Consider the following 20,225-nt stretch of genomic DNA (forward strand, 5'->3'; position numbering starts at 1 on the left):
GGGGTGGGTGCTTTTGCCCACCTGCGGTCTGGTTCTCCTATCCGCTCTTTCTGGAAAATTCTCCATGTCCGAGATGATGACCACCCAGGCCGGAGATGCCGGCGCCTTTCGCGACTTTGACCTCTCCCGCGTCCCCACACCCGCCTTTGTGGTAGACGAAAAGGCAATCGAGCGGAATCTGTCAATCCTCGCCGATGTTGCTGACCGCTCTGGCGCCCATATTCTGGCAGCCCTCAAGGCGTTCTCAATGTTCGCTCTGGCGCCAATGCTGCGCCAGTATCTGAGCGGCACCTGCGCCAGTGGCCTGCATGAGGCGCGCCTGGCGCGCGAAGAATATGGCGGCGAGGTAGCCACCTTTTGTGCGGGCTACAAGGACAGCGAGATCGAGGAGATCATTGCGCTCTCTGATCATATGATCTTCAACAGCGTGGCCCAGAAGAACCGCTTTCTGGACAGATGTCAGGCTACCGGCAAACAGGTGGGGCTGCGGATCAACCCCGAACATTCCGAAGGTGAGATCGCCAAATATGACCCCTGCGCGCCCTGCTCGCGGCTGGGTACTCCCATCAGCCAGGTGACCTCAGAGGTTCTAGACGGGGTGGATGGGTTGCATATGCATACCCTTTGCGAACAGGGGTTTGCGCCTCTCGAACGGACCTGGGCCGCAATCGAACCCAAGCTGGCGCCCTACCTCAACCAGTTGAAGTGGCTGAATTTTGGCGGCGGCCATCACATCACTCGTGATGATTATGACCGCGATGCACTGGTGCGTTTCATCAAGCACATCCGCAGCAAATACGATGTCGATGTCTATCTGGAACCGGGTGAGGCCGTGGCGCTGGATGCGGGTATTCTGATTGGTGAGGTGCTGGATCTGCCGCAAAACGGCATGAACCTCGCCATTACCGATATCTCTGCCACTTGTCATATGCCGGATGTGATCGAAGCCCCCTATCGCCCCGCGATGAGGGGAGAGACCAGCACAGGCCATAGCTACCGCTTTGGCGGCCCCTCCTGTCTAGCGGGGGATGTGATCGGGGACTACCAGATGGACCAACCGCTGCAGATTGGTGACCGCTTCGCCTTTCTGGATCAAGCCCACTATTCGATGGTCAAAACCAACACCTTCAACGGCGTGGCCTTGCCGACAATTGCCTTGTGGAATAGCCAGACGGATGATCTGCGGATCGTGAGGCAATTCGGATATGACGATTTCAAAGACAGACTGTCATGAGGGGACCGCTATGAGCATTTTTCTGGAGAGTGAGTTAACCGCTGATGAGCGCCGCGAAACTGCTCATTTTCGGGTCATTCCGGTGCCCTTGGAACGCACTGTGTCTTATGGCTCTGGCACGGCAGCAGGGCCGCAAGCCATCATCGAAGCCTCCAACGAGCTGGAACGCCTGTGTCAGGGGACAGAACCCTGTGCCAGGGGTATCTTCACCGAAGAGATGCTGGATTGTGGCGGGCCGCTCCCCGACGTAATGGAGCGCCTGGCGCAGCGTACCGAAGCCTGTGTGCGTGCCGGTCAGCTGCCCGTCACCCTGGGCGGCGAGCACTCGCTGAGCTATGGCGCAGTGACCGGCGTCGCGCGCGCGCTGAACCAACCGATTGGCATCGTGCAAATTGACGCCCATGCAGATCTACGGGTGGCCTACCAAGGGGAGCAACACTCCCATGCCTCCGTCATGCATCTGCTGGTCAGTGAGGGCCACAGGCTGGCCCAATTTGGTGTGCGTGCCCTGTGCACTCAAGAGGCCGAAAGCCGCGTTGCAAACGGCGTCTTTCATGTGGATGCCGAGGAGCTGGTCACCGGAAATCTCCATGCGATCGACCTGCCCGCAGATTTCCCGGATCTGGTCTACGTCAGTTTCGACGTTGATGGCCTGGACCCTTCGCAAATGCCCGCCACCGGCACCCCGGTTCCTGGCGGCCTCGGCTACTATCAGGCGCTGCACCTTGTCGAACACGCCCTAAAGGGCCGCCGCTGCGTGGGCTTGGATGTTGTAGAACTTGCTCCCGACGGCAATGTAGCCTGGGATTTTACCGCAGCGCAGATCGTTTACCGTTTGATGGCTGGTTGCCTTGCAAATACTGCCCCTCCCCCTTTGAGGTGATCCGCCGGCTTTGTTGCACAAATCGGCTGATGGGGTTCACCGCATGAATCCAGCGTGATAGCTGCAGGTGATGAGCAGTTGGTCCCCTACGAATTACAAGACCAAGAATTGGTCCTCTTACCACCGCAGAAGCCGTGTCGAGCCCCCCTCGGGATCATGCTTTGCATAACCCTGCCGGGCAGCGGATGCTTTGCATGAAACCACTCGGGCAATCCTTGATGGCGAGGGACTTCGAAAGACAGGTCGCTGCACTCCAAATACGCATCATTCGACCATTGACCGCGGACCACTGGCGGCCAAGGTCTCATTTCTCAACAGATACACTGCTCTTGGCATACCCCTCACTGAGCCTGTAGGTTAAATTCGTCTGGGATAAAGGGAAGAGAGTCCCCGGTACCCGATTTGTGCAAGAAAGCCCTGGCTGCACGGTAATGATTGGTGCCGCCATTGCGCTCAGGCAATGGATAGATGGACGAAGATCCGCGATCAAACACACGTCCAATCGAGCTCATCGGCTCACCGCGCGGCCATCGATCCCAAATCTCTGCCTTCTGCTGCACTGAGAAAAACATCCGCTTCCGATAGGCCATGACTTACACTCCATCTTTCCAAAAAGACTAAAGTGTTGCGTCCATCCGTTGAAACCTCCGCAGGAAGTGGTCTTTGCAAAGTGTTCGTGCCTCCCCGGAGCAAACTTTCAGGCTGATTGCAAAAAACCTCACTTTAGGACTGAGAACTCCAATTGCTGAAACACTCATGAATGGCCGCAAATACGTGGTCTCGTTGGCCTTGCCTATCCAACGCTTCTGATGTGTGGGATATAGCGACCAAGGGACAGCTCGCTCGCGGAACTGACCAAGGCGTCGGCGTCGAGACGGAAGTGCCGGTAGAGGTCAGCAATAGAACCCGTTTGCCCAAAGTGTTCCACCCCGTGAGAGATCGTCTGATGCCCCCATACGCCGCCAAGCCATGACAGTGTTGCAGGATGGCCGTCGATGACGGTGATCAGGACGCAGGTTCGGGGCAGGCCTTGCATCAGGGTTTCGATATGTGAAGCCGCAGTCTTGGTGCCGTTTGCCCGTGCCCGTTGTGCCGCAGTCCAACCGGCATTCAACCGGTCAGCCGAGGTCACGGCGAGAACACCGACATCGCGGCGGCTTTCACCGATCATGCCCGCCGCCTTGATCGCTTCTGGAGCCACTGCGCCTTGATAGGCGATGACAACTTCGCAGTTGGGGCCGGGCTTGCGCAGCCAGTAGGCCCCGTCGATTGCCCCCTGTTTAAAGGCATCATCGACGCGCTTGCCGGGCTGTTCGATCGGGTTGGTTGTGAGCCGCAGATAGACCGACCCGCCTGTTTCGTCTCGTAGCCATGTCCGTTCATCAGGGTCGCTTTCGCCATCCTTTTGCAGGTGCTTGAACGACCACTCCATGATCACTGCCAATTCGTCGGCAAAGGCAGGCTCAAACGCGGCGAGACCGTCTTGGGACATGCCAATCAGAGGGGAGGCTATGGATTGATGCGCGCCGCCCTCATAGGACAGTGTGACGCCTGACGGTGTGCCGACAATCATGAAGCGCGCATCCTGGTAGCAAGCGTAATTCAGAGCATCCAAACCACGGGACACAAAGGGATCATAGACAGTGCCAATAGGAATGAGGCGTTTGCCGAACATCGAATGAGACAGGCCAGCTGCCGCCAAAAGCAGGAACAGGTTCATCTCAGCGATGCCAAGTTCAATGTGTTGGCCTTCGGGTGTGAACTCCCATTTTGCGATCGAAGGGATGTTTTCGGTCTTGAACGTGTCTTCCTGGTGGTCGCGCGCGAACAATTTACGGCGGTTCACCCAGGGGCCAAGGTTCGTCGTCCCCGTCACATCAGGCGATGTTGTCACGATGCGTTCAGCCAGTGTGCTGTCCCCTTTGGAGAGACTGTCGAGGATCTTGCCAAACGCCATCTGCGTCGAGATTTCACGATCTGATGTCAGCTCGATCATCGGAACGTCGATGATGTCATCAGAGTAGCGGCGTGGGCCTTTGGCGAAGAAGGGGGTCTTTGCCAGCTCGGCCTCAAACGCGGAGGGATCGGCGATGGTTGCAAACCTGTCCCACTCCTGGCCATGCGCCACGCCCATATGCTCTTGCCACTGCGCCATCTGGGTTTTGTTCATCAAGCCGCCATGGTTGTCTTTGTGACCCGCAATCGGGGTGCCCCATCCTTTGATAGTATAGGCCAGAAAGCAAACCGGGCGGTCGTGGTCGATTGACGCGAAGGTGTCGGCCATGGTCTGCACGCAGTTGCCGCCCAGGTTTTCCATCAGTTCGGCAAGCTCCGCATCGCTCCGCCGGTCCAGCAATGCAGTTACATCGCCCTGATCGCCAAGCGCCTCCATCAGCCGTTCGCGCCACACCGCCCCGCCCATGAATGTCAGGGCGGAATACAATTGGTTCGGACAGTCATCAATCCACTGGCGCAGCTTTTCGCCACCCGTTTCTTTGAATGCAGCCCGTTGCAGGTGGCCATATTTCACCCGAACGATATCCCAGCCGAAGGCATCAAAAATCTGCTCCACCCGTTTGAACAGACCTTCACGCACGACACCGTCAAGCGACTGCCGGTTGTAGTCGATAATCCACCAGCAATTGCGCAGATCGTTTTTCCAGCCTTCCTGCAAGGCTTCGTAGATGTTGCCTTCGTCCAGTTCCGCATCGCCGACAAGTGCGATCATCCGGCCCAATTTCTGCTCGCCGCTCCAGGATTTGGCGTCGATGTAGACCTGGACGATAGAGGCAAAGGATGTGACCGCAACGCCCAGACCAACCGAGCCGGTCGAAAAGTCAACATCGTCGATATCCTTGGTGCGTGATGGATAGCTCTGAACACCGCCATATCCGCGAAAATTCTCCATCTTCTGGCGTGTTTGATTGCCCATAAGATACTGTATTGCATGGAAAATCGGTGACGCATGCGGTTTGACCGCAACCCGGTCCTCTGGCCGCAGGGTCTGGAAATACAGCGCTGTCATGATCGACACCATCGACGCCGATGATGCCTGATGCCCGCCGACCTTGATACCATCCGCCTTTGGGCGAATGTGGTTGGCATTGTGGATCATCCAGTGGGACAGCCACAAAAGACGTTGTTCGATGGTCTTGAGATGCGCGGGCATGGCGGTGTTCCTTTAGGCAGCGGTCTTGATCGGGGTCACGGGCAAGGCCTGTGCGAGATCGGCAAGAATATCGTCCACCCCCTCAAGGCCAATCGACAGCCGCACAAGGCCTTCGCTGATCCCATGTTCAGCCAGTTCTTCGGTGGTGTAAGTAGAATGTGTCATGCTGGCCGGGTGCTGCACCAGTGTTTCTGCATCGCCCAGGGAAACTGCGCGTGAAATCAGTTCAAGCCTGTTCATCATCTCAATGCCTGCCTGCTTGCCGCCCGTCAGTTCAAAGGCAATCATGCCGCCAAATTGGGACATCTGTAGTTGCGCCAGATCGTACTGTTCGAAACTCTCCAGACCCGGATACCAGACCTTTTGCACGGCAGGGGACGTCTCTAGCATCTGGGCCACCGTTGCCGCATTGCTGCAATGTCGATCCATACGCAGCGCAAGTGTTTTGAGGCCACGCAAAATCAGCATCGCATTGAACGGAGCCATGACAGCGCCCGTCATATCCTTCATCCCCTGAAGGCGAATGTCCGCAACCAGCTCCGCAGACCCTGCCAACAGTCCCGCCACAACGTCGCCGTGCCCGCCAAGGTATTTCGTTGCCGAATGCAAAACGATATCCGCACCAAGTTTGATGGGCTGCGTCAGATAGGGCGTGGCATAGGTGTTGTCGACGACCAGATGCGCGCCGCCCGCGTGGGCAATACCGGCAACTGTGGCAATATCAACCAAGCGCATATTCGGGTTGGCAGGTGTTTCAAAGTACACAACTTTTGTCTTGTCTGACATCGCTGCCTTCAGGTTTTCGGCCCGCGTCAAGTCGACATGAGTGACGGTAATACCAAACTTGGCCAAACCATGGTGCATGAAGGAAAACGTGCAGCCATAGAGCGTTTTGTCCAAGATTATTTCGTCTCCAGGAGAGAGAAGAGTCCATAGGGTTGCTGTGATCGCGCCCATGCCAGATGCCAAGGCCAGCCCGGCTTCGGCGCCTTCCAATACCGCGATGCGACGTTCCAAAAGATCGGTTGTCGGGTTGGAGATGCGCGAATAGATATGCCCGGCCTGTTCCCCCGCAAACATGTTTCCACCCGCTTCGGCCGTTTCAAAGGTAAAGGTCGATGTCAGATGCAAAGGCGGCGTGAGGGCCCCCTCATTGTCCATCGGGTCGTATCCGTGGTGGATCGCCATCGTTGAAAAGCTGTTGGGGTGATTGCGCATGTCGATGCTCCGGAAATGTTTCTCGAGCAATTTGGGGCATTTCCCGGGTCATTAGATTGCTAATACTGCCATATTTTGGTACAAAAATAGCAGATTATGCCAACTTGGCCCTAAAATAGGTGCCACAGACCGCCAAGTCATCCGCAGGTTTGCAACGTGATAGCCGAATAACGAATCTAGACCTCTCCGCCCGGAGGCCGCCTGCAAACTGAGGGGCCTTTATGGTGGTGTTGAGGCCCCCTCCCTCCCCCACATAAGAAGGCGCAGTCACTTGGCGACCCAATCACTGATTGGCTCTACAAAACCTATGTCGCAGGCCCGATCAAAATCCCGATGGGGCCACATACAAGCCGAGCACTCAAAATGGCAGTGTTTCGGGGCGCCCTTCACTGCGACCAATCGCAACGGATCATCGCCCAGTCTCTCTGCTGCAACATTCACGCCGTGGAGCGTGCCAAGCGCGAGCTGGTAGACGCAGGGTTTCTATAGGGAGCTTAGAGTTTGGGGGGTCCTGTGACCACCAACCTAGCCCCGTAAATGAACGCCATTGGTCACTCAGTTTCCTGGGCTTCTCCGCGCCCTGTGCCCGACCCAAATCCGTCAGAAGATATGATGCTCTCCAACCCGAAGCGCGCGGTAGCACGACATTCCTGTCCACCTCCTGGCGCAGATTGAGGGTGGACGCATATCTAGCCATATACTTATGTGGGACTATGACAAACGTTACCTCTTCCGCTTCGTCCACGGACCACATTCTTACTGGTGTCGCGCTGATGCTGGGGTTTTGCTTGACTGCCCCCTTGCTTGATGTTGCGGCTAAACTCGCGTCTGAAAGCGTACCGGTCGGACAGATCACAGCTGCACGCTTCATTGTACAGTGCGCTCTGATGGCTCCGTTCATCCGGGTCATGGGATTGTCGTTACGGGTTGCGAAGGGCCTATGGCTGCCACTTCTGTTTCGTGCCTCGCTTTTGCTGATCGCGACCTTTTGTTTCATCTCCGCGATCCGCGTGATGCCTCTTGCGGATGCATTGGCAATTGTCTTCATAGCCCCCTTCATCGTGCTACTGGTGGGCAAATTCTATCTGGGCGAAGATGTCGGCCCGCGCCGGGTGGGCGCGGCTCTTGTGGGGTTTGTTGGCGTCTTGTTGGTGATCCAACCCAGTTTTGCAGCCTTTGGCGCTGTGGCCTTGTTTCCGCTTGGTACGGCAGTAGGGTTTGCATTCTACATTCTTGTCACACGCGGGTTGTCGCGTAAGATTCACCCGGTGACCATGCAATTCTACACGGGCCTTATTGCCAGCCTGTTCTGCCTGCCTGTCATGGCAGTGGCACAAGGCCTTGGGTCCGAGTTGCTTGATCCAGTTTGGCCTATGGGCATTGTCTGGTTGTGGCTCCTGGGAGTAGGTTTTTTTGCCACGTTGAGCCACATGATGATGACCTATGCTCTGTCGGTGGCACCTTCGGCCACGTTAGCTCCACTGCAATATCTTGAGTTACCAGTGGCGACCTTATTCGGATATCTGGTTTTCCACGATTTCCCGAACACTCTAAGCCTGATCGGAATTGCCATCATTATCGGCGCCGGGCTGTATATGATCCACCGCGAAAGGGTCACTTCCAAACAGTTGATCACCGAGCGGGCTGCGCCACCTATCTGATATGTCAGTCACTTGCGCCCAAAGGAGACTGCGATCAAGTTTCCGATGTCCCAGTGCAATTGCCCTAAAGGCAGAGGCTTTTATCCGTTAGCCGAGTTCTTTCATGCCACCCATGGGCTTCTTTTCGTGGCCCCATATTCTATGCAATGGCCCCATGAGTTGTATCTAACGCGAGCGTCGCATAAATCATCGGTACAAATTGTAAGTGGAGCCATAAGTCATGACTGATACCCTCGAAAAAGAAACATTTTCCTTTCAAACCGAAGTTGGTCAACTTTTGGAAATTGTCGCGGGTTCGCTCTATTCCAACCGAGAAGTTTTCCTGCGTGAGCTGGTCTCCAATGCATCTGACGCATGTGATAAACTGCGCTATGCGGCCCTTACAGATAGCAACCTCCTCCCGTCGCAAGACTTGGCTGTCACACTTGAAATCAGTGCAGAGTCGGGAACTTTGTCGGTTGCAGATAACGGCATTGGCATGAGCCATGCTGATCTTTTGGAAACCCTCGGCACGATTGCAAAGTCCGGAACTGGCGCGTTCATTGAGGCGCTCAAGGCTGAAGAAAAGGATCAGGTTGGCCTGATCGGCCAATTTGGTGTGGGTTTCTATTCTGCCTTTATGGTGGCGTCTCAAGTGGACGTCATCACCCGCAAGGCCGGTGAGGCTGAAGCTTGGCTCTGGTCCTCTGATGGCAAAGGCTCTTTCACCATTGAGGCAGCACAGCGAGACAGCAGTGGCACCACTGTTACCTTGCACCTGAAAAAGGATGACAAGGAGTTCGCAGAAGAAGCCCGGATCAGGCATATTATCAAGACCTACTCTGAGCACATCAGCTTTCCGATCAAACTGGGTGATGAAACCCTGAACGCAGCTGAAGCGCTCTGGACACGTCCTGCAAAAGACATCACCGAAGAACAATACGCTGAGTTCTACCGCCATAGTTCGCACGCGTATGATGCGCCCTGGCATGTGATCCACAACAAGGTCGAGGGAACGCTAAACCACACGAGCTTGCTTTTTGTGCCGAGTGCTCAACCTTTTGATCTCTTTGATTCTGAGCGAAAAAGCCACGTTCAGCTGTATGTGAATCGTGTCTTTATCTCTGAGACCACCACTGATCTGTTTCCGGCCTATCTGCGCTTTTTGCGCGGGGTTGTAGACAGTCAGGATCTGTCACTGAACGTTTCGCGCGAAATGCTGCAAACCGACCCGATACTCGCGAAAATCAAAGCGCAAATTTCGAAAAAGATCCTGAGTGAACTGAAGAAAAAAGCCACCAAAGCACCGGATGAATATGCACAATTTTGGAGCAATTTTGGGGCGGTTCTGAAGGAAGGTTTGGTCGAAGATCCATCCCTACGCGATCGTATTTTGGAGATCTGTCGCTTTAGCTCAACCGGTGACGGAACGCTCACCAGTCTGTCCAGCTACGTCGAGCGCATGAAAGAGGGACAAGAAGCGATCTATTACATCACGGGTGAAGATGACGCCAAGCTGGCTCACTCGCCCCACCTGGAGGGGTTCAAAGCCAAAGGCGTGGAAGTGCTAATTCTTTCAGACCATGTCGATGAATTCTGGTTGCAGCACATCACCGAGTGCGAAGGCAAGCCGTTCAAGTCCATCACCCGCGGTGCGGCTGACCTGGATCAGGTGAAAGCTGACGAACAACAAGAGGATCAAGACAGGCCTGAAGATGCGGACCTCTCCGCGCTTATCGCGGTGATCAAGGTCGAATTAGGCGAAACCGTCAAAGATGTGCGTCCATCCAAGCGTCTGACAGACAGCCCAGTTTGCCTCATCGCGGATGATGGCGACATGGACGTGAACCTTGAGCGCCTGCTGAAACGCCACGGCCAATTGCAAAACGGCGCGCCACGTGTGCTGGAACTGAATCCCACTCATGCCATTATTGTCAAACTGGCAGAGCGTGCAAAAGTGGAGGGTGCCAGCTCTGACGAACTCCTAAGCGATGCGGCCCACATCCTTTTCGATCAAGCCTGTATTATCGAAGGGCAAACTCCAAACAGCCCATCCGACTTTGCCCGACGGTTAGGTAGTGTCATGGCTCGAGCTTTCGGCGCTTAGCACTGGTTACATCAGAGACGCAGAGGCGCAAATTCGCCTCTGCATCGCCCAGGTCCTTTACCCGCGAATCCAATTCCAACGCACCTCAACTCTTTGCACAGCCTCTCCGCTCAAAGTGCTGGAATGACCTTGGGTAGCAACCGGAGCAAGCAGGTCGCCTGTCACCTTCTGAACGGCCCGAAGCTGCCAGTGACGCATCCCTAGCAATGCTGCGTCGCAGCTATCAATTTGATCTGAAGGATTGCCGAAATGCCGCCAGCTACCTGCCCGCCTTCTTAGTTTTGTACTAAGTACAACCAAGGGACTTTCGCCTTTATAACCAATGCAGTTCTTGCAACATCGACTCGTCGTAGTTGGAGAGCGCAATCATGGTCGAAACCGTTGATACCCTAGTCGTAGGTGCAGGTCAGGCCGGGATTGCGGCAAGCGCGCATCTGTCGCGCCGTAACATTCCGCATCTGGTCGTTGAAAAAGACCGCGTTGCTGAAAGTTGGCGCAGCCGTCGGTGGGACTCCTTGGTGGCCAATGGGCCGGCGTGGCACGACTGTTTTCCCGGGATGACATTCCCGCGCTCCGGCCCGGAAGCCTTCCCCCCGAAGGAAGAAGTTGCCGATGCACTCAAGGGTTTTTCCGAGGCACACGACGCCCCGATCCGTACGGGTGTGACAGTCAATTCAGTCGTCCGTGCCAAAGGTGGTTCGGGTTTCATAATCGATACGTCCCAGGGCGTGATCGCGGCGCAGAACATCATCGCAGCCACCGGTGCCTTCCATCACCCTGTGTTCCCGAAAATCATTCCCGAAACCGCGGGCGTCGCGCAGATGCATTCCGCCACCTACCGCAACCCAGACCAATTGGCGGAGGGCGCCGTGATGGTTGTCGGTGCCGGTTCATCAGGCGGCCAGATCGCCGATGAATTGCAACGCGCCGGTCGCAAGGTCTATCTGTGCGTTGGCCCACATGACCGCCCACCGCGTGCCTATCGGGGGCGTGATTACTGCTGGTGGCTTGGTGTTCTTGGCCTTTGGGACGTCGCCGCCAAGACCCCCGGAACTGAGCATGTAACAATCTCGGTCAGCGGAGCCCGCGGCGGCGAAACGGTTGACTTTCGCAAGTTGGCACATGGCGGCATGACGCTGCTTGGCCGTGCATCCGGGTATCAGGACGGCAGACTGCTGATTGATGATGATCTTGCCGATAATATCGCGGCGGGTGATGCAAATTATCTTGATATGCTGACCCAAGCTGACACCTACATAGATCAATACGGACTTGATCTACCGAAAGAGCCTGAGGCGCATGAATTGCCTTGCGATCCCGATTGCCTGACCCTTCCGTTGCGCGAAGTCGATCTTGCTAAGGCTGGAATAACCACGGTCATTTGGGCAACCGGATACAGCCAAGATTTTTCTTGGATTGATTTGCCAAATGCCTGCGATGCAGCCGGCGCCCCCCATCATCAACGCGGCGTTTCGCCCGAACCGGGGCTCTATTACCTGGGCCTTCCATGGCAATCGCGCCGCGGTTCAACCTTTATCTGGGGCGTGTGGCACGACGCATCACATGTCGCAGATCAGATAGAAATCCAACGCAACTACCGGGAATATCGACCAGAACCGGCCATGAAACGGGACCCATGCCATGAATAGAGCAACGCCCATGACCACCCCAATCGACGCGCTGCGGAACAATGTCTCGGCACCGTTTGATGAGGCCCGTGCCATGCCGCCAGCGGTCTACACCTCTGATGCCTTCCACGATGCAGAGGTGGAGAACGTGTTCAAGACGTCTTGGTTCTGCGTCGGGCGTGCCAGCGCCTTGGCCAAGTCTGGTGACTATGTGACTTGCGAATTGGCAGGCCAGCCGATCATCGTCCTGCGCGACAAAGACAATACGCTGCGTGCCTATTCGAATGTGTGCCGCCATCGCATGTCAACGCTGCTGCATGGGCGCGGCAACACAAAAACGATTGTCTGTCCCTACCACGCGTGGACCTACAACCTTGATGGGAGCCTACGCGGCGCACCTGCCATGAACGGCAACAAGGCGTTTTGCAAAAACCACTACAGCCTGCCCGATATCAGATGCGAAAACTGGCTTGGCTGGGTGTTCATCAGCTTGAATCCTGATGCGCGTCCCGTGGCCGAAGAGCTTAGCGAAGTTGCCGATTTGGTCGATGGCTATGACATGACCAATTACACCGAAACATTCTTTGAGGAGCACCTCTGGGACACGAATTGGAAGGTGCTAGCCGAGAATTTCATGGAAAGCTATCACCTCCCGGTTTGTCACGCAGGCACCATAGGTGGTTTGTCAAAGCTGGATGAAATGATTTGCCCTCCCGGACGTAAGGCTTTCAACTATCACACGATCCTCAAGGATGAATCCCTGCGTATTGCAATGGCCCACCCCAGCAACGATCGATTGGAGGGCGAGGAACGCCGGACGACCTATCTGTTGGCGATCTACCCGAGCTTGCTCATTACTCTGACTCCTGGCTATTTCTGGTATCTCAGCCTTCATCCTAAAGGGCCCGGGCAGGTGCAAATTCGGTTTGGTGGCGGTATGTCAGATGACTACAAGGACGACGCAGAAGCGCAGCAACATCTGATTGATCTCAAGACTCTCCTCGATGAGGTCAACGTCGAAGACCGCGGCTGTACCGAAAAGGTCTATCGGGGGCTGTCCGCCGAGGGCGCAACGCCGGGGCACCTGTCCCATCTGGAGCGCCCGAACTATGACTTTGCGCAATATTTAATGAGCAGGATGGACCCATCGTTCCAACCCGCCAGTGCGAGTGGAGACTGAACATGTCGTATCTTTCCGCCCAATTGCAAGAAGTCGCCGCCCTGCCTGCTGATCGCCCCATGACGATGCCGGGAGCGTATTACACCTCACAAGAACAGTTCAATCATGAGGCAGAAACGGTCTTGCGCCGCGGCTGGCATTGCCTTGGCCGTGTCGATGAAATTCCTAACGCAGGCGATTTTTTTACCGTCCAGCTGTTGAATGAACCTTTGATCGTTGTCCGTCAGGCTGACGGACAGATTGCAGTGCTTGCGAATGTCTGCCGCCACCGCGGGATGCCATTGGCTGAAGGAAGCGGAAACACAAAACGCTTCGTCTGCTCCTATCACGCCTGGGCCTATGATCTAGATGGTGGTCTTATGCGTGCTGCGCGGATGAAGAATGCAGGTTTTGACGCCAAAAACTGTGGCCTGCACCGCTATAACATGGCGCTCTGGAACGGGTTCATTTACGTCAACCTTGATCAGGATGCTGCGCCGTTCTCACACCCGCCGCTAGACGCGTTGCTGACCAATTACGACAGCGAGGCCTTTCGTGTGGCGCATGTGGCCGAGGAGGTCTGGAACACCAATTGGAAATGTCTGGTTGAGAATTTCATGGAAGGTTACCACCTGTCCGTTGTGCATCCAGAAACGCTGCATGGCTATACCCCCACGGGCCTCGCGCGTAAGCTGAAAGGTGGCGACGGGTTCACATCTTATGCTGCGAATTATCCCAGAACGATCCCATCACGCGGCGCAGGGGCGCCGAACCTGACCGAAGACGAACGCTTGCGATCCACCTTGTTTGCAGTCTTCCCGACCCAAGTCGCCAGTCAGGCGGCCAGCCTGCTTGTGTCGCTCTGTATCTTTCCGCTGAACGCAGGGCAGATTAGGGTCAAATGGACCTTGTCGAGCTATGGCGATGACCTTGACGCTGAAACCATCGCGGCACGCATTGCGCTTTGGGAAGAGGTCAATCGAGAAGATCGTGAAAAGCTCGAACGTATGCAAATCGCGCTTGGATCGCACCACGCGCTATCTGGGCCGCTGGCCGAGGATGATTACGAAGGCACAATCCGCGACTTCCAGCTGTGGCTTGCCGCTCAAGACCGACTGTAAGGAATGCCCATGGCCCATACCCGCATCCGCAAGTTTAACACCTCTGATACCTATCCCGAGCAAAACCTCGACAACGATCTGTGTCAGGCGGTCGTGACCGAGGCATCAGGCAGGATCGTCTGGCTGCGCGGCCAATGTCCCCAAAATCTTGATGACGCAGTAAATTTGGCCAGCCATGATCCAGTGGAGCAGACCCACAAAGTTATGCAAAACATCAAACAACTGATCGAAGAAGCGGGCGGCGATATCAGTCATCTGGTCAAGGTCGTTGTCTACATCACCGATGTGCGCCACCGCGAAGATGTGTATCGCACCATGGGCGAATACATCAAAGGTGTGCATCCCGTCTCAACGGGTTTGGTTGTCCAGGCTCTGGCCCGCCCCGAATGGTTGGTTGAAATCGACGGCACGGCGGTGATCCCAGCATGACATTTTCATTGGTTGCCCGCTGTGCATCAACCGGCATGTTCGGAGTTGCTATCGCATCCTCTTCGCCCGCGGTTGCGGCACGGTGTTCTTATGCGCGTTCGGGCGTGGGGGCTGTTGCATCCCAAAACGTGACCGATCCGACGCTTGGCCCTTTTGCTCTTGATCTGATGCAGGGTGGGTTGACCGCAGCAGAGGCGATTGCCGGGGTCCAGAAACAGGGAAATTTCATCGAATACCGACAGGTACTGGCTATTGATACCCAAGGGCGCACGGCAATCCATTCGGGTCCCAATTCCCTTGGAATTTGGACACAGGCCGAGGGTTTGGACGTGGCTTCAGGCGGTAACTTGCTTGCAAACGATGGTGTTCCTGCCGCGATCGTCGCCGGCTTTGTCGAGAGCACAGGCCATATCGGTGATCGGCTTATTGCTGCGATGCAAGCGGGCCTGGCTGCGGGAGGCGAGGCCGGACCGATCCATTCCGCGGGCTTAAAAATCGTCGATAAAGTCTCATGGCCCGTGGCTGATCTGCGCTGCGACTGGACCGAGGATTGCCCGATTGAGGCGATTGCGACCGCATGGGGCGTTTATAAGCCACAGCTTGATGCCTACATCCAACGCGCGATCGACCCACGCGACGCACCTTCTTACGGCGTGCCGGGAGATGATTGACGGCAATCGAAGCAATCGCCACCATCGCCCAATGCAAACACGATTCACCCTTCGGCAATTAGAGTACTTTGTCTGCGCGGCAGAAACCGGCAGTATCGTGTCTGCCAGCCGCATCTTAAACGTCTCGTCACCGTCTATTTCCACTGCGTTGACCCAGCTTGAGGACCAGCTTGGCACCTCCCTGTTTGTCCGCAAACGGGCGCAGGGTTTGTCCTTGACGGAGGCTGGTCGCACGTTGGCTGCGCAAGCTGCAAAAATTCTGTCCGAGTCAACTGAGCTCACACGCCTTGCAGGCAATGTGTCCGCTGCCGTGCAGGGGCCGTTGCGCCTTGGATGTTTGGTTTCGTTTGCGCAAATTGTGGTGCCCGCCCTGCGCCGAAGTTTTGAGGCAGAGCATCCAGAAGTCACGTTGAGCCAGGCAGAATTGACCCAGCCGGAAATCTTTGCGGCCCTGCGCCGCGCCGAGATCGACCTCAGCCTGAGTTACGCGATTGATGTACCCGATGATCTTGAATTTCATCGGATAAATGCCTTGCCGCCCTTTGTCATGCTTGCACCGGATCATCCACTCGCACGGAGAGTTAGCCTGACGGTTCAGGATCTAACCGAACATGCGATGGTCCTTCTCGATCTTCCGCTAAGCTCTGATTACTTTTTGTCGTTCTTTAATAAGGCTGGCATCAAACCTATCATTTCAGAGCGAACCAAAGACATGGCCGTCGCGCGTAGCCTTGTTGCCAACGGTTTTGGCTATTCCATTGTCAATTTTAGGCCTGTCGGCACCCTTGCACCTGACGGAAAACCGTTGGTTTTTGTTCCATTGAACAGCGAGCTGCCCAATATCGAAATTGGTGTTTTATCAGCCAAAGATGCGATGAAACGTCGTGCTTGCGCGACTTTCTTAAAGCATTGCACCAGGGAAATCCCACTATGACAACACACAAGGTTTTGGACCGCCTTGTTACCTTTTATACGGTTAGTGCCAACAACAACCAACAGCTTATCGCCCATGTCGAAGACCTGCTGCGCGCCAACAATTTCCGTGAAACAAAATTCCCCTCGCCCTGCGGTCAAAAGGCAGGCTTTATGCCGAAGTTGGCCCAGAAGTCGAAGGAAAGGGTCTGTTATCCACACATACCGACGTTCAAGCTAACTGGTGAGGGCGACAAGTTATTTGGGCCTGGCCCGGCTTTGTTGCACAAATCGGCGTGAGGTAGTGTTTCTCCTTCCCCGGGCGGACTTAGCCTATGACCGCGGGGGGGGGATGCCTAGAGCTGTGAAGCCGTTTCGGGTATCGTAAGCCCGGTCCCCTGTGACGCTGCCTATTTCTTGGTCTGGCGGGATCTGGTTGTGCAGATCAGGTAATATGGGTGCGTCCCCGATGCTGCTACCCGTGACCTCGATTGCACCTATTTCCAGGGTTTACTGGTCGATACCCCTCTGGGGATCATAGTTGGCATGAGCCTGCCGGGCAGTGAATGTGTATCTCGCGCCAGAGGCGGCGTTTAGGACTGCCATGCTTGCGAGCGTTCCATTTATCAACCGGCAGCTGATGTTTACATCACCGAGCGGGGACCTTCGCCCTCAGCTTTGATGCCGGTCCTATCGATGAGCAGATGTAACGGCCCTGGTGAGCCCCGATAGGGAATGGCGACCGGCAAGATCTTCTGCCGCCGACACAGAGTGCCAAAGTCTGGCGCAGACCAGTCAAGCCCGATCAGTTCCAGCAGGCTTTCGACAAAGCCAGACCCAACAACACTTTCATAGTCAGACAGGCTTGGATTGCCACATCGCTATAGGTTTGCTGAGGCCCAGGATGACCTGACGGCTTCGCCTTCCACGCCATTTCCGGGTCACCCCAACCTCTCACACATGCAAGCCTGTGCTGTCGGTCAGTGGATCGACAGCGAACCACGCTGCTTCAGGGCTCGATTATAGTGTGCCCCGTTTTTGGTCTTGTAATTCTTAGAGGGCCAGCTGCTGCTCAGGGACGCCAGATATCACGCTGGATTCATGTGGTGAATCCTTGGAGAAGGATTTGTGCAACAATGCCATCGACGGGTCAAACGGGCAGCAGTTCTCAAAAACGTGACCTTTTTCTTTTTGACCCATTAAGATTGTCGACTTTTTTGTCAGGGTAGATCTTTGGGCCTTTAGATTCGATAAGGGATTTTGCTGCAAAGCTCTCAAGATGAAAGTTTCCGTTCCAGATGCAGCACTCATATTGGTCGCCACGGCCATTGTGGTCTGTTCACCCATCTTGCCACTGTTTATGCAAGCACGCCCCCAAGTTGGAGATATCGCACTTGTTGTTGCGTCTCCATGGGGAAATGCCGCGTGGATTGCCCAAAAGGCCGGTGTGCAAGAAGTGGCACCAGAGCGCGCCCCCTTAGGCGTTCTGGTTACTCTGGAAAGTCCTGAAAGCGTTTCCCAGCTTTACGCGCATGGTGCTTGGCTGGTGATCGATGGTGAAAGAGTCTTAAAAATATGCGCAATATAAAACCTTCCGGGGAAAAATCGAGTTCCGTCAGCGGGATCTTTGCAAACGAACGTAGCATTCAGAAAATCACCAGTTGGCTCTTGGTGCCAGGCCCGGCAGTTGCCGCGTTCTATCTGAATGGCAATGGCAATTGGTGGGTCTTTGCGGGTCTCAGCATGGTGCTAGGTGTTCTTGCCTATGTATCAAAGGCTCTGCCCCCCTCAACAAGAGACTACTTGTTGAGTTTCAGCTTTGTGGCCCACTGTATCTTGCTGACAGCATCGCTGAGTGGCCATGCTTGGCAGCTGGATACACATATGTTGTTCTTTGCGGCTCTTGCCATTGTCTCAACCCTGGCAAACCCTAGGGCATTGATCTTTGCAACTGTCTTGATCGCGCTGCACCATATTTCCTTTAGCATTCTGCTGCCTAAAATGGTCTACCCCAGTGGTGATATGATGGCGAACCTGCAGCGCACCGTTCTGCACGCTGTTATTGTTTTGCTGGAAGCAGGCGTTTTGTTGATTAGCATGCTCAAAAGTATCGCTGCCGATGCTGAGCTGAAACACCAGCAGGAAGAAGCAAGCGCGCAGACCCTCGTTGCCGAAGGCGCGCAAGCCAAGGCGACCAAGAGCCAGCAGGACGCTGAACATGTGGTGGAGACTGTCGGATCACATCTGGGCGAAATTGCGCGTGGCCGATTGGATTGCACCATCAATGAGAGCTTCCCGAGTGAGTACGAAGAGCTACGCACGAACTTCAACGCAACGGTGACCTCGCTGAAAGATACCATGGAGCAGGTGATTGGGGCCAGTGAGAGCATCAAAAACGGGGCCACTGAAATCAGCCAGGCGTCAGATGATCTGTCGCACCGGACCGAAAGTCAGGCCGCCACGCTGGAAGAGACAGCCGCAGCCTTGGAAGAAATGACAGTCTCGGTGAAATCTGCCGCAGATGGTGCGCGAAATGTTGAAAACACCATGAATGAGGCTCGCAAAGAAGCCGAAGGCAGCGGTGAAATTGTCACCAAGGCGGTTGCTGCAATGTCAACAATTGAGAGTTCCTCTGATCAGATCGCCCAGATTATTGGTGTTATTGATGACATTGCTTTCCAGACCAACCTTCTGGCCTTGAACGCTGGTGTGGAAGCGGCGCGTGCTGGGGAAGCAGGCAAGGGATTTGCGGTAGTTGCTTCCGAAGTACGCGGATTGGCGCAGCGCTCTGCCGATGCTGCGACAGAGATCAAATCGCTGATCACCGAGAGTTCAAAGCAGGTTGAGCAGGGTGTTGCCCTGGTTGGCGACGCAGGAAAATCCATTGGCACCATTGTCAGGCGGGTGAACGAGATTTCAAAACTGATTTCAGACATTGCAAATGGCGCGGTTGAGCAATCAACGGGCCTGGGGGAGATAAACACCGGTGTCAGCCAGCTGGACAATGTGACCCAACAAAACGCAGCCATGGTGGAACAGGCGACTGCCGCTGGCCACATGTTACACGCAGATGCAACCAAACTCTCCGGCTTGATGGCGCGGTTTGAACTGGATCAACAAACTGCTGTGACACCTATCAGCGCTGCTGCTTAGGGCAGAGAAAAGAACATGCAATCGGGCATCTGGCCTTACTTCCAAGTGCCCGATTATGTTTTTACGGAGTTCCGCAGCAGACCATCGCCGCTACGATTTAAAATCACAAAAAGCGTTTGCTGCGCATCGCGACCATTGGTTGGAGGTGCGGCATATGTTAGGACAGCTACTACCCGATGAATGGCAGCTTCGGGAAGTTAGATCAGTTTCGTTGTCCTCTCAGCTTAGCCGAAGCTGCACCAAGCACAAATGTTGTGAAAGGGCCAATTCTATTGAAAACCTCATGTTGTTTTTGGAACCGGCTTCTGATTCAACTCTTTTGTCAGCAATGGAGGTTGTTCGCGATGATGGGGTCACGTCACGAAGCACAAACCGCTCTGTTCTATGATTTCTCGATTGAGGCTCATGTCCGGGGCCAAACAGCTTCCTCTTTGTGGCCGATCAGCACCAGATAGGCGGTCAGGTCTCACTGAGAACCGCGGCGACTTGTTGGACTGTGATGTGGGAGTTGCTGACCGCAGCGGGGTGGAAACCCGGCCCTCTGGCCTCTTCCCCCCGATGCCTGGTGACTTTGCAAGCTGGGGACGCACACTGGAAAGGGAAAGCCTTTTTCCAGCCCAAGCCCTCGGCCCAGCCGCGCCCATGCTCGATGCGATAGCAGATTCGGTGACCGGAAGGTTACGGTTGCTCCAAGACGCTCTACCTTTCGCTTTGAGGTGCATGTACTGGAAATATGAAAGGTTTTACCGCCATTTAGAAACTTGGTATCAAGAATAGAAAACCCTGGAAACACGCATTGACAGATTAGAGAATAGGCGGATAAAGGGCATTAATTGGACGCTCTACCTCCAGGGTGCCGCGAGGGCAAAACTTCCGTCGATCTTCCTGCATGCTGCCATTC

15 protein-coding genes and 2 pseudogenes are annotated in these 20,225 nt (G+C 55.2%); 14 read left to right on the forward strand and 3 right to left on the reverse strand.

The window, feature by feature from the left end; translation table 11 throughout:
- Positions 1-64 precede the first annotated feature (64 nt).
- From nspC to ED661_RS22455, 3 genes and pseudogenes are all read left to right on the forward strand, one after another.
- Positions 65-1,234 carry a carboxynorspermidine decarboxylase gene (nspC, locus tag ED661_RS21135; RefSeq protein ID WP_122076947.1) on the forward strand — a complete coding sequence of 390 codons (1,170 nt, stop codon included), beginning with the start codon at positions 65-67 and terminating at the stop codon, positions 1,232-1,234.
- Between the two features lie 10 nt (positions 1,235-1,244).
- Positions 1,245-2,117: an agmatinase gene (speB, locus tag ED661_RS21140; RefSeq protein ID WP_122076949.1), complete on the forward strand. Its 873-nt coding sequence runs from the start codon at positions 1,245-1,247 to the stop codon at positions 2,115-2,117.
- A gap of 103 nt (positions 2,118-2,220) precedes the next feature.
- A pseudogene (locus ED661_RS22455) lies at positions 2,221-2,478 on the forward strand (hypothetical protein); the annotation flags it as partial.
- Positions 2,479-2,910: 432 nt separating this feature from the next.
- Here the strand turns inward: ED661_RS22455 and ED661_RS21150 are convergent.
- Both ED661_RS21150 and ED661_RS21155 read right to left on the reverse strand, forming a co-directional pair.
- Positions 2,911-5,286: a 1-deoxy-D-xylulose-5-phosphate synthase N-terminal domain-containing protein gene (locus tag ED661_RS21150; RefSeq protein ID WP_122076954.1), complete on the reverse strand. Its 2,376-nt coding sequence runs from the start codon at positions 5,284-5,286 to the stop codon at positions 2,911-2,913.
- A gap of 12 nt (positions 5,287-5,298) precedes the next feature.
- A complete protein-coding gene (locus ED661_RS21155) occupies positions 5,299-6,504 on the reverse strand; it encodes a methionine gamma-lyase (protein ID WP_122076956.1) in 1,206 nt (401 codons plus the stop codon).
- 713 nt (positions 6,505-7,217) lie between these two features.
- Here ED661_RS21155 and ED661_RS21160 point away from each other — a divergent pair.
- The 9 genes from ED661_RS21160 to ED661_RS21200 all read left to right on the forward strand — a co-directional run bounded on the left by ED661_RS21160 (position 7,218) and on the right by ED661_RS21200 (position 16,471).
- Positions 7,218-8,165 carry a DMT family transporter gene (locus ED661_RS21160; protein ID WP_122077133.1) on the forward strand — a complete coding sequence of 316 codons (948 nt, stop codon included), beginning with the start codon at positions 7,218-7,220 and terminating at the stop codon, positions 8,163-8,165.
- 220 nt (positions 8,166-8,385) lie between these two features.
- Positions 8,386-10,251, forward strand: coding sequence for a molecular chaperone HtpG (htpG, locus tag ED661_RS21165; protein ID WP_122076958.1), 1,866 nt, complete (start codon positions 8,386-8,388; stop codon positions 10,249-10,251).
- Between the two features lie 365 nt (positions 10,252-10,616).
- Positions 10,617-11,900 (forward strand): NAD(P)/FAD-dependent oxidoreductase, encoded by a 1,284-nt coding sequence (locus ED661_RS21170; RefSeq protein ID WP_122077137.1) that lies wholly within the window; start codon positions 10,617-10,619, stop codon positions 11,898-11,900.
- A gap of 10 nt (positions 11,901-11,910) precedes the next feature.
- Positions 11,911-13,059: an aromatic ring-hydroxylating dioxygenase subunit alpha gene (locus ED661_RS21175; RefSeq protein ID WP_254054915.1), complete on the forward strand. Its 1,149-nt coding sequence runs from the start codon at positions 11,911-11,913 to the stop codon at positions 13,057-13,059.
- A 2-nt stretch (positions 13,060-13,061) separates the two neighbouring features.
- Entirely contained in the window at positions 13,062-14,159 is a 1,098-nt protein-coding gene (locus ED661_RS21180) for an aromatic ring-hydroxylating dioxygenase subunit alpha (RefSeq protein ID WP_216822475.1), read from the forward strand.
- A 9-nt stretch (positions 14,160-14,168) separates the two neighbouring features.
- Positions 14,169-14,588, forward strand: a complete 420-nt coding sequence (locus ED661_RS21185; RefSeq protein ID WP_122077143.1) for a RidA family protein — start codon at positions 14,169-14,171, stop codon at positions 14,586-14,588.
- Positions 14,585-15,259: a DUF1028 domain-containing protein gene (locus ED661_RS21190; RefSeq protein WP_122076964.1), complete on the forward strand. Its 675-nt coding sequence runs from the start codon at positions 14,585-14,587 to the stop codon at positions 15,257-15,259. The genes ED661_RS21185 and ED661_RS21190 overlap by 4 nt, the downstream gene beginning before the upstream one ends.
- Entirely contained in the window at positions 15,252-16,193 is a 942-nt protein-coding gene (locus ED661_RS21195; protein ID WP_162930216.1) for a LysR family transcriptional regulator, read from the forward strand. The genes ED661_RS21190 and ED661_RS21195 overlap by 8 nt, the downstream gene beginning before the upstream one ends.
- Positions 16,190-16,471 (forward strand): hypothetical protein, encoded by a 282-nt coding sequence (locus ED661_RS21200; protein WP_122076969.1) that lies wholly within the window; start codon positions 16,190-16,192, stop codon positions 16,469-16,471. Before ED661_RS21195 ends, ED661_RS21200 begins: the two co-directional genes overlap by 4 nt.
- Positions 16,472-16,510: 39 nt before the next feature.
- On the opposite strand, the pseudogene ED661_RS21205 reads toward ED661_RS21200, so the two are convergent.
- A pseudogene (locus ED661_RS21205) lies at positions 16,511-17,247 on the reverse strand (transposase); the annotation flags it as partial.
- A gap of 203 nt (positions 17,248-17,450) precedes the next feature.
- Between ED661_RS21205 and ED661_RS21210 the strand changes: the two are divergent.
- Positions 17,451-17,759: a hypothetical protein gene (locus ED661_RS21210; RefSeq protein ID WP_122076972.1), complete on the forward strand. Its 309-nt coding sequence runs from the start codon at positions 17,451-17,453 to the stop codon at positions 17,757-17,759.
- Positions 17,747-19,324, forward strand: coding sequence for a methyl-accepting chemotaxis protein (locus tag ED661_RS21215; RefSeq protein ID WP_122076975.1), 1,578 nt, complete (start codon positions 17,747-17,749; stop codon positions 19,322-19,324). Before ED661_RS21210 ends, ED661_RS21215 begins: the two co-directional genes overlap by 13 nt.
- The last annotated feature ends 901 nt before the right edge of the window (positions 19,325-20,225 follow it).

Source organism: Pseudophaeobacter sp. EL27, from assembly GCF_900313025.1.
GTDB lineage: Bacteria > Pseudomonadota > Alphaproteobacteria > Rhodobacterales > Rhodobacteraceae > Pseudophaeobacter.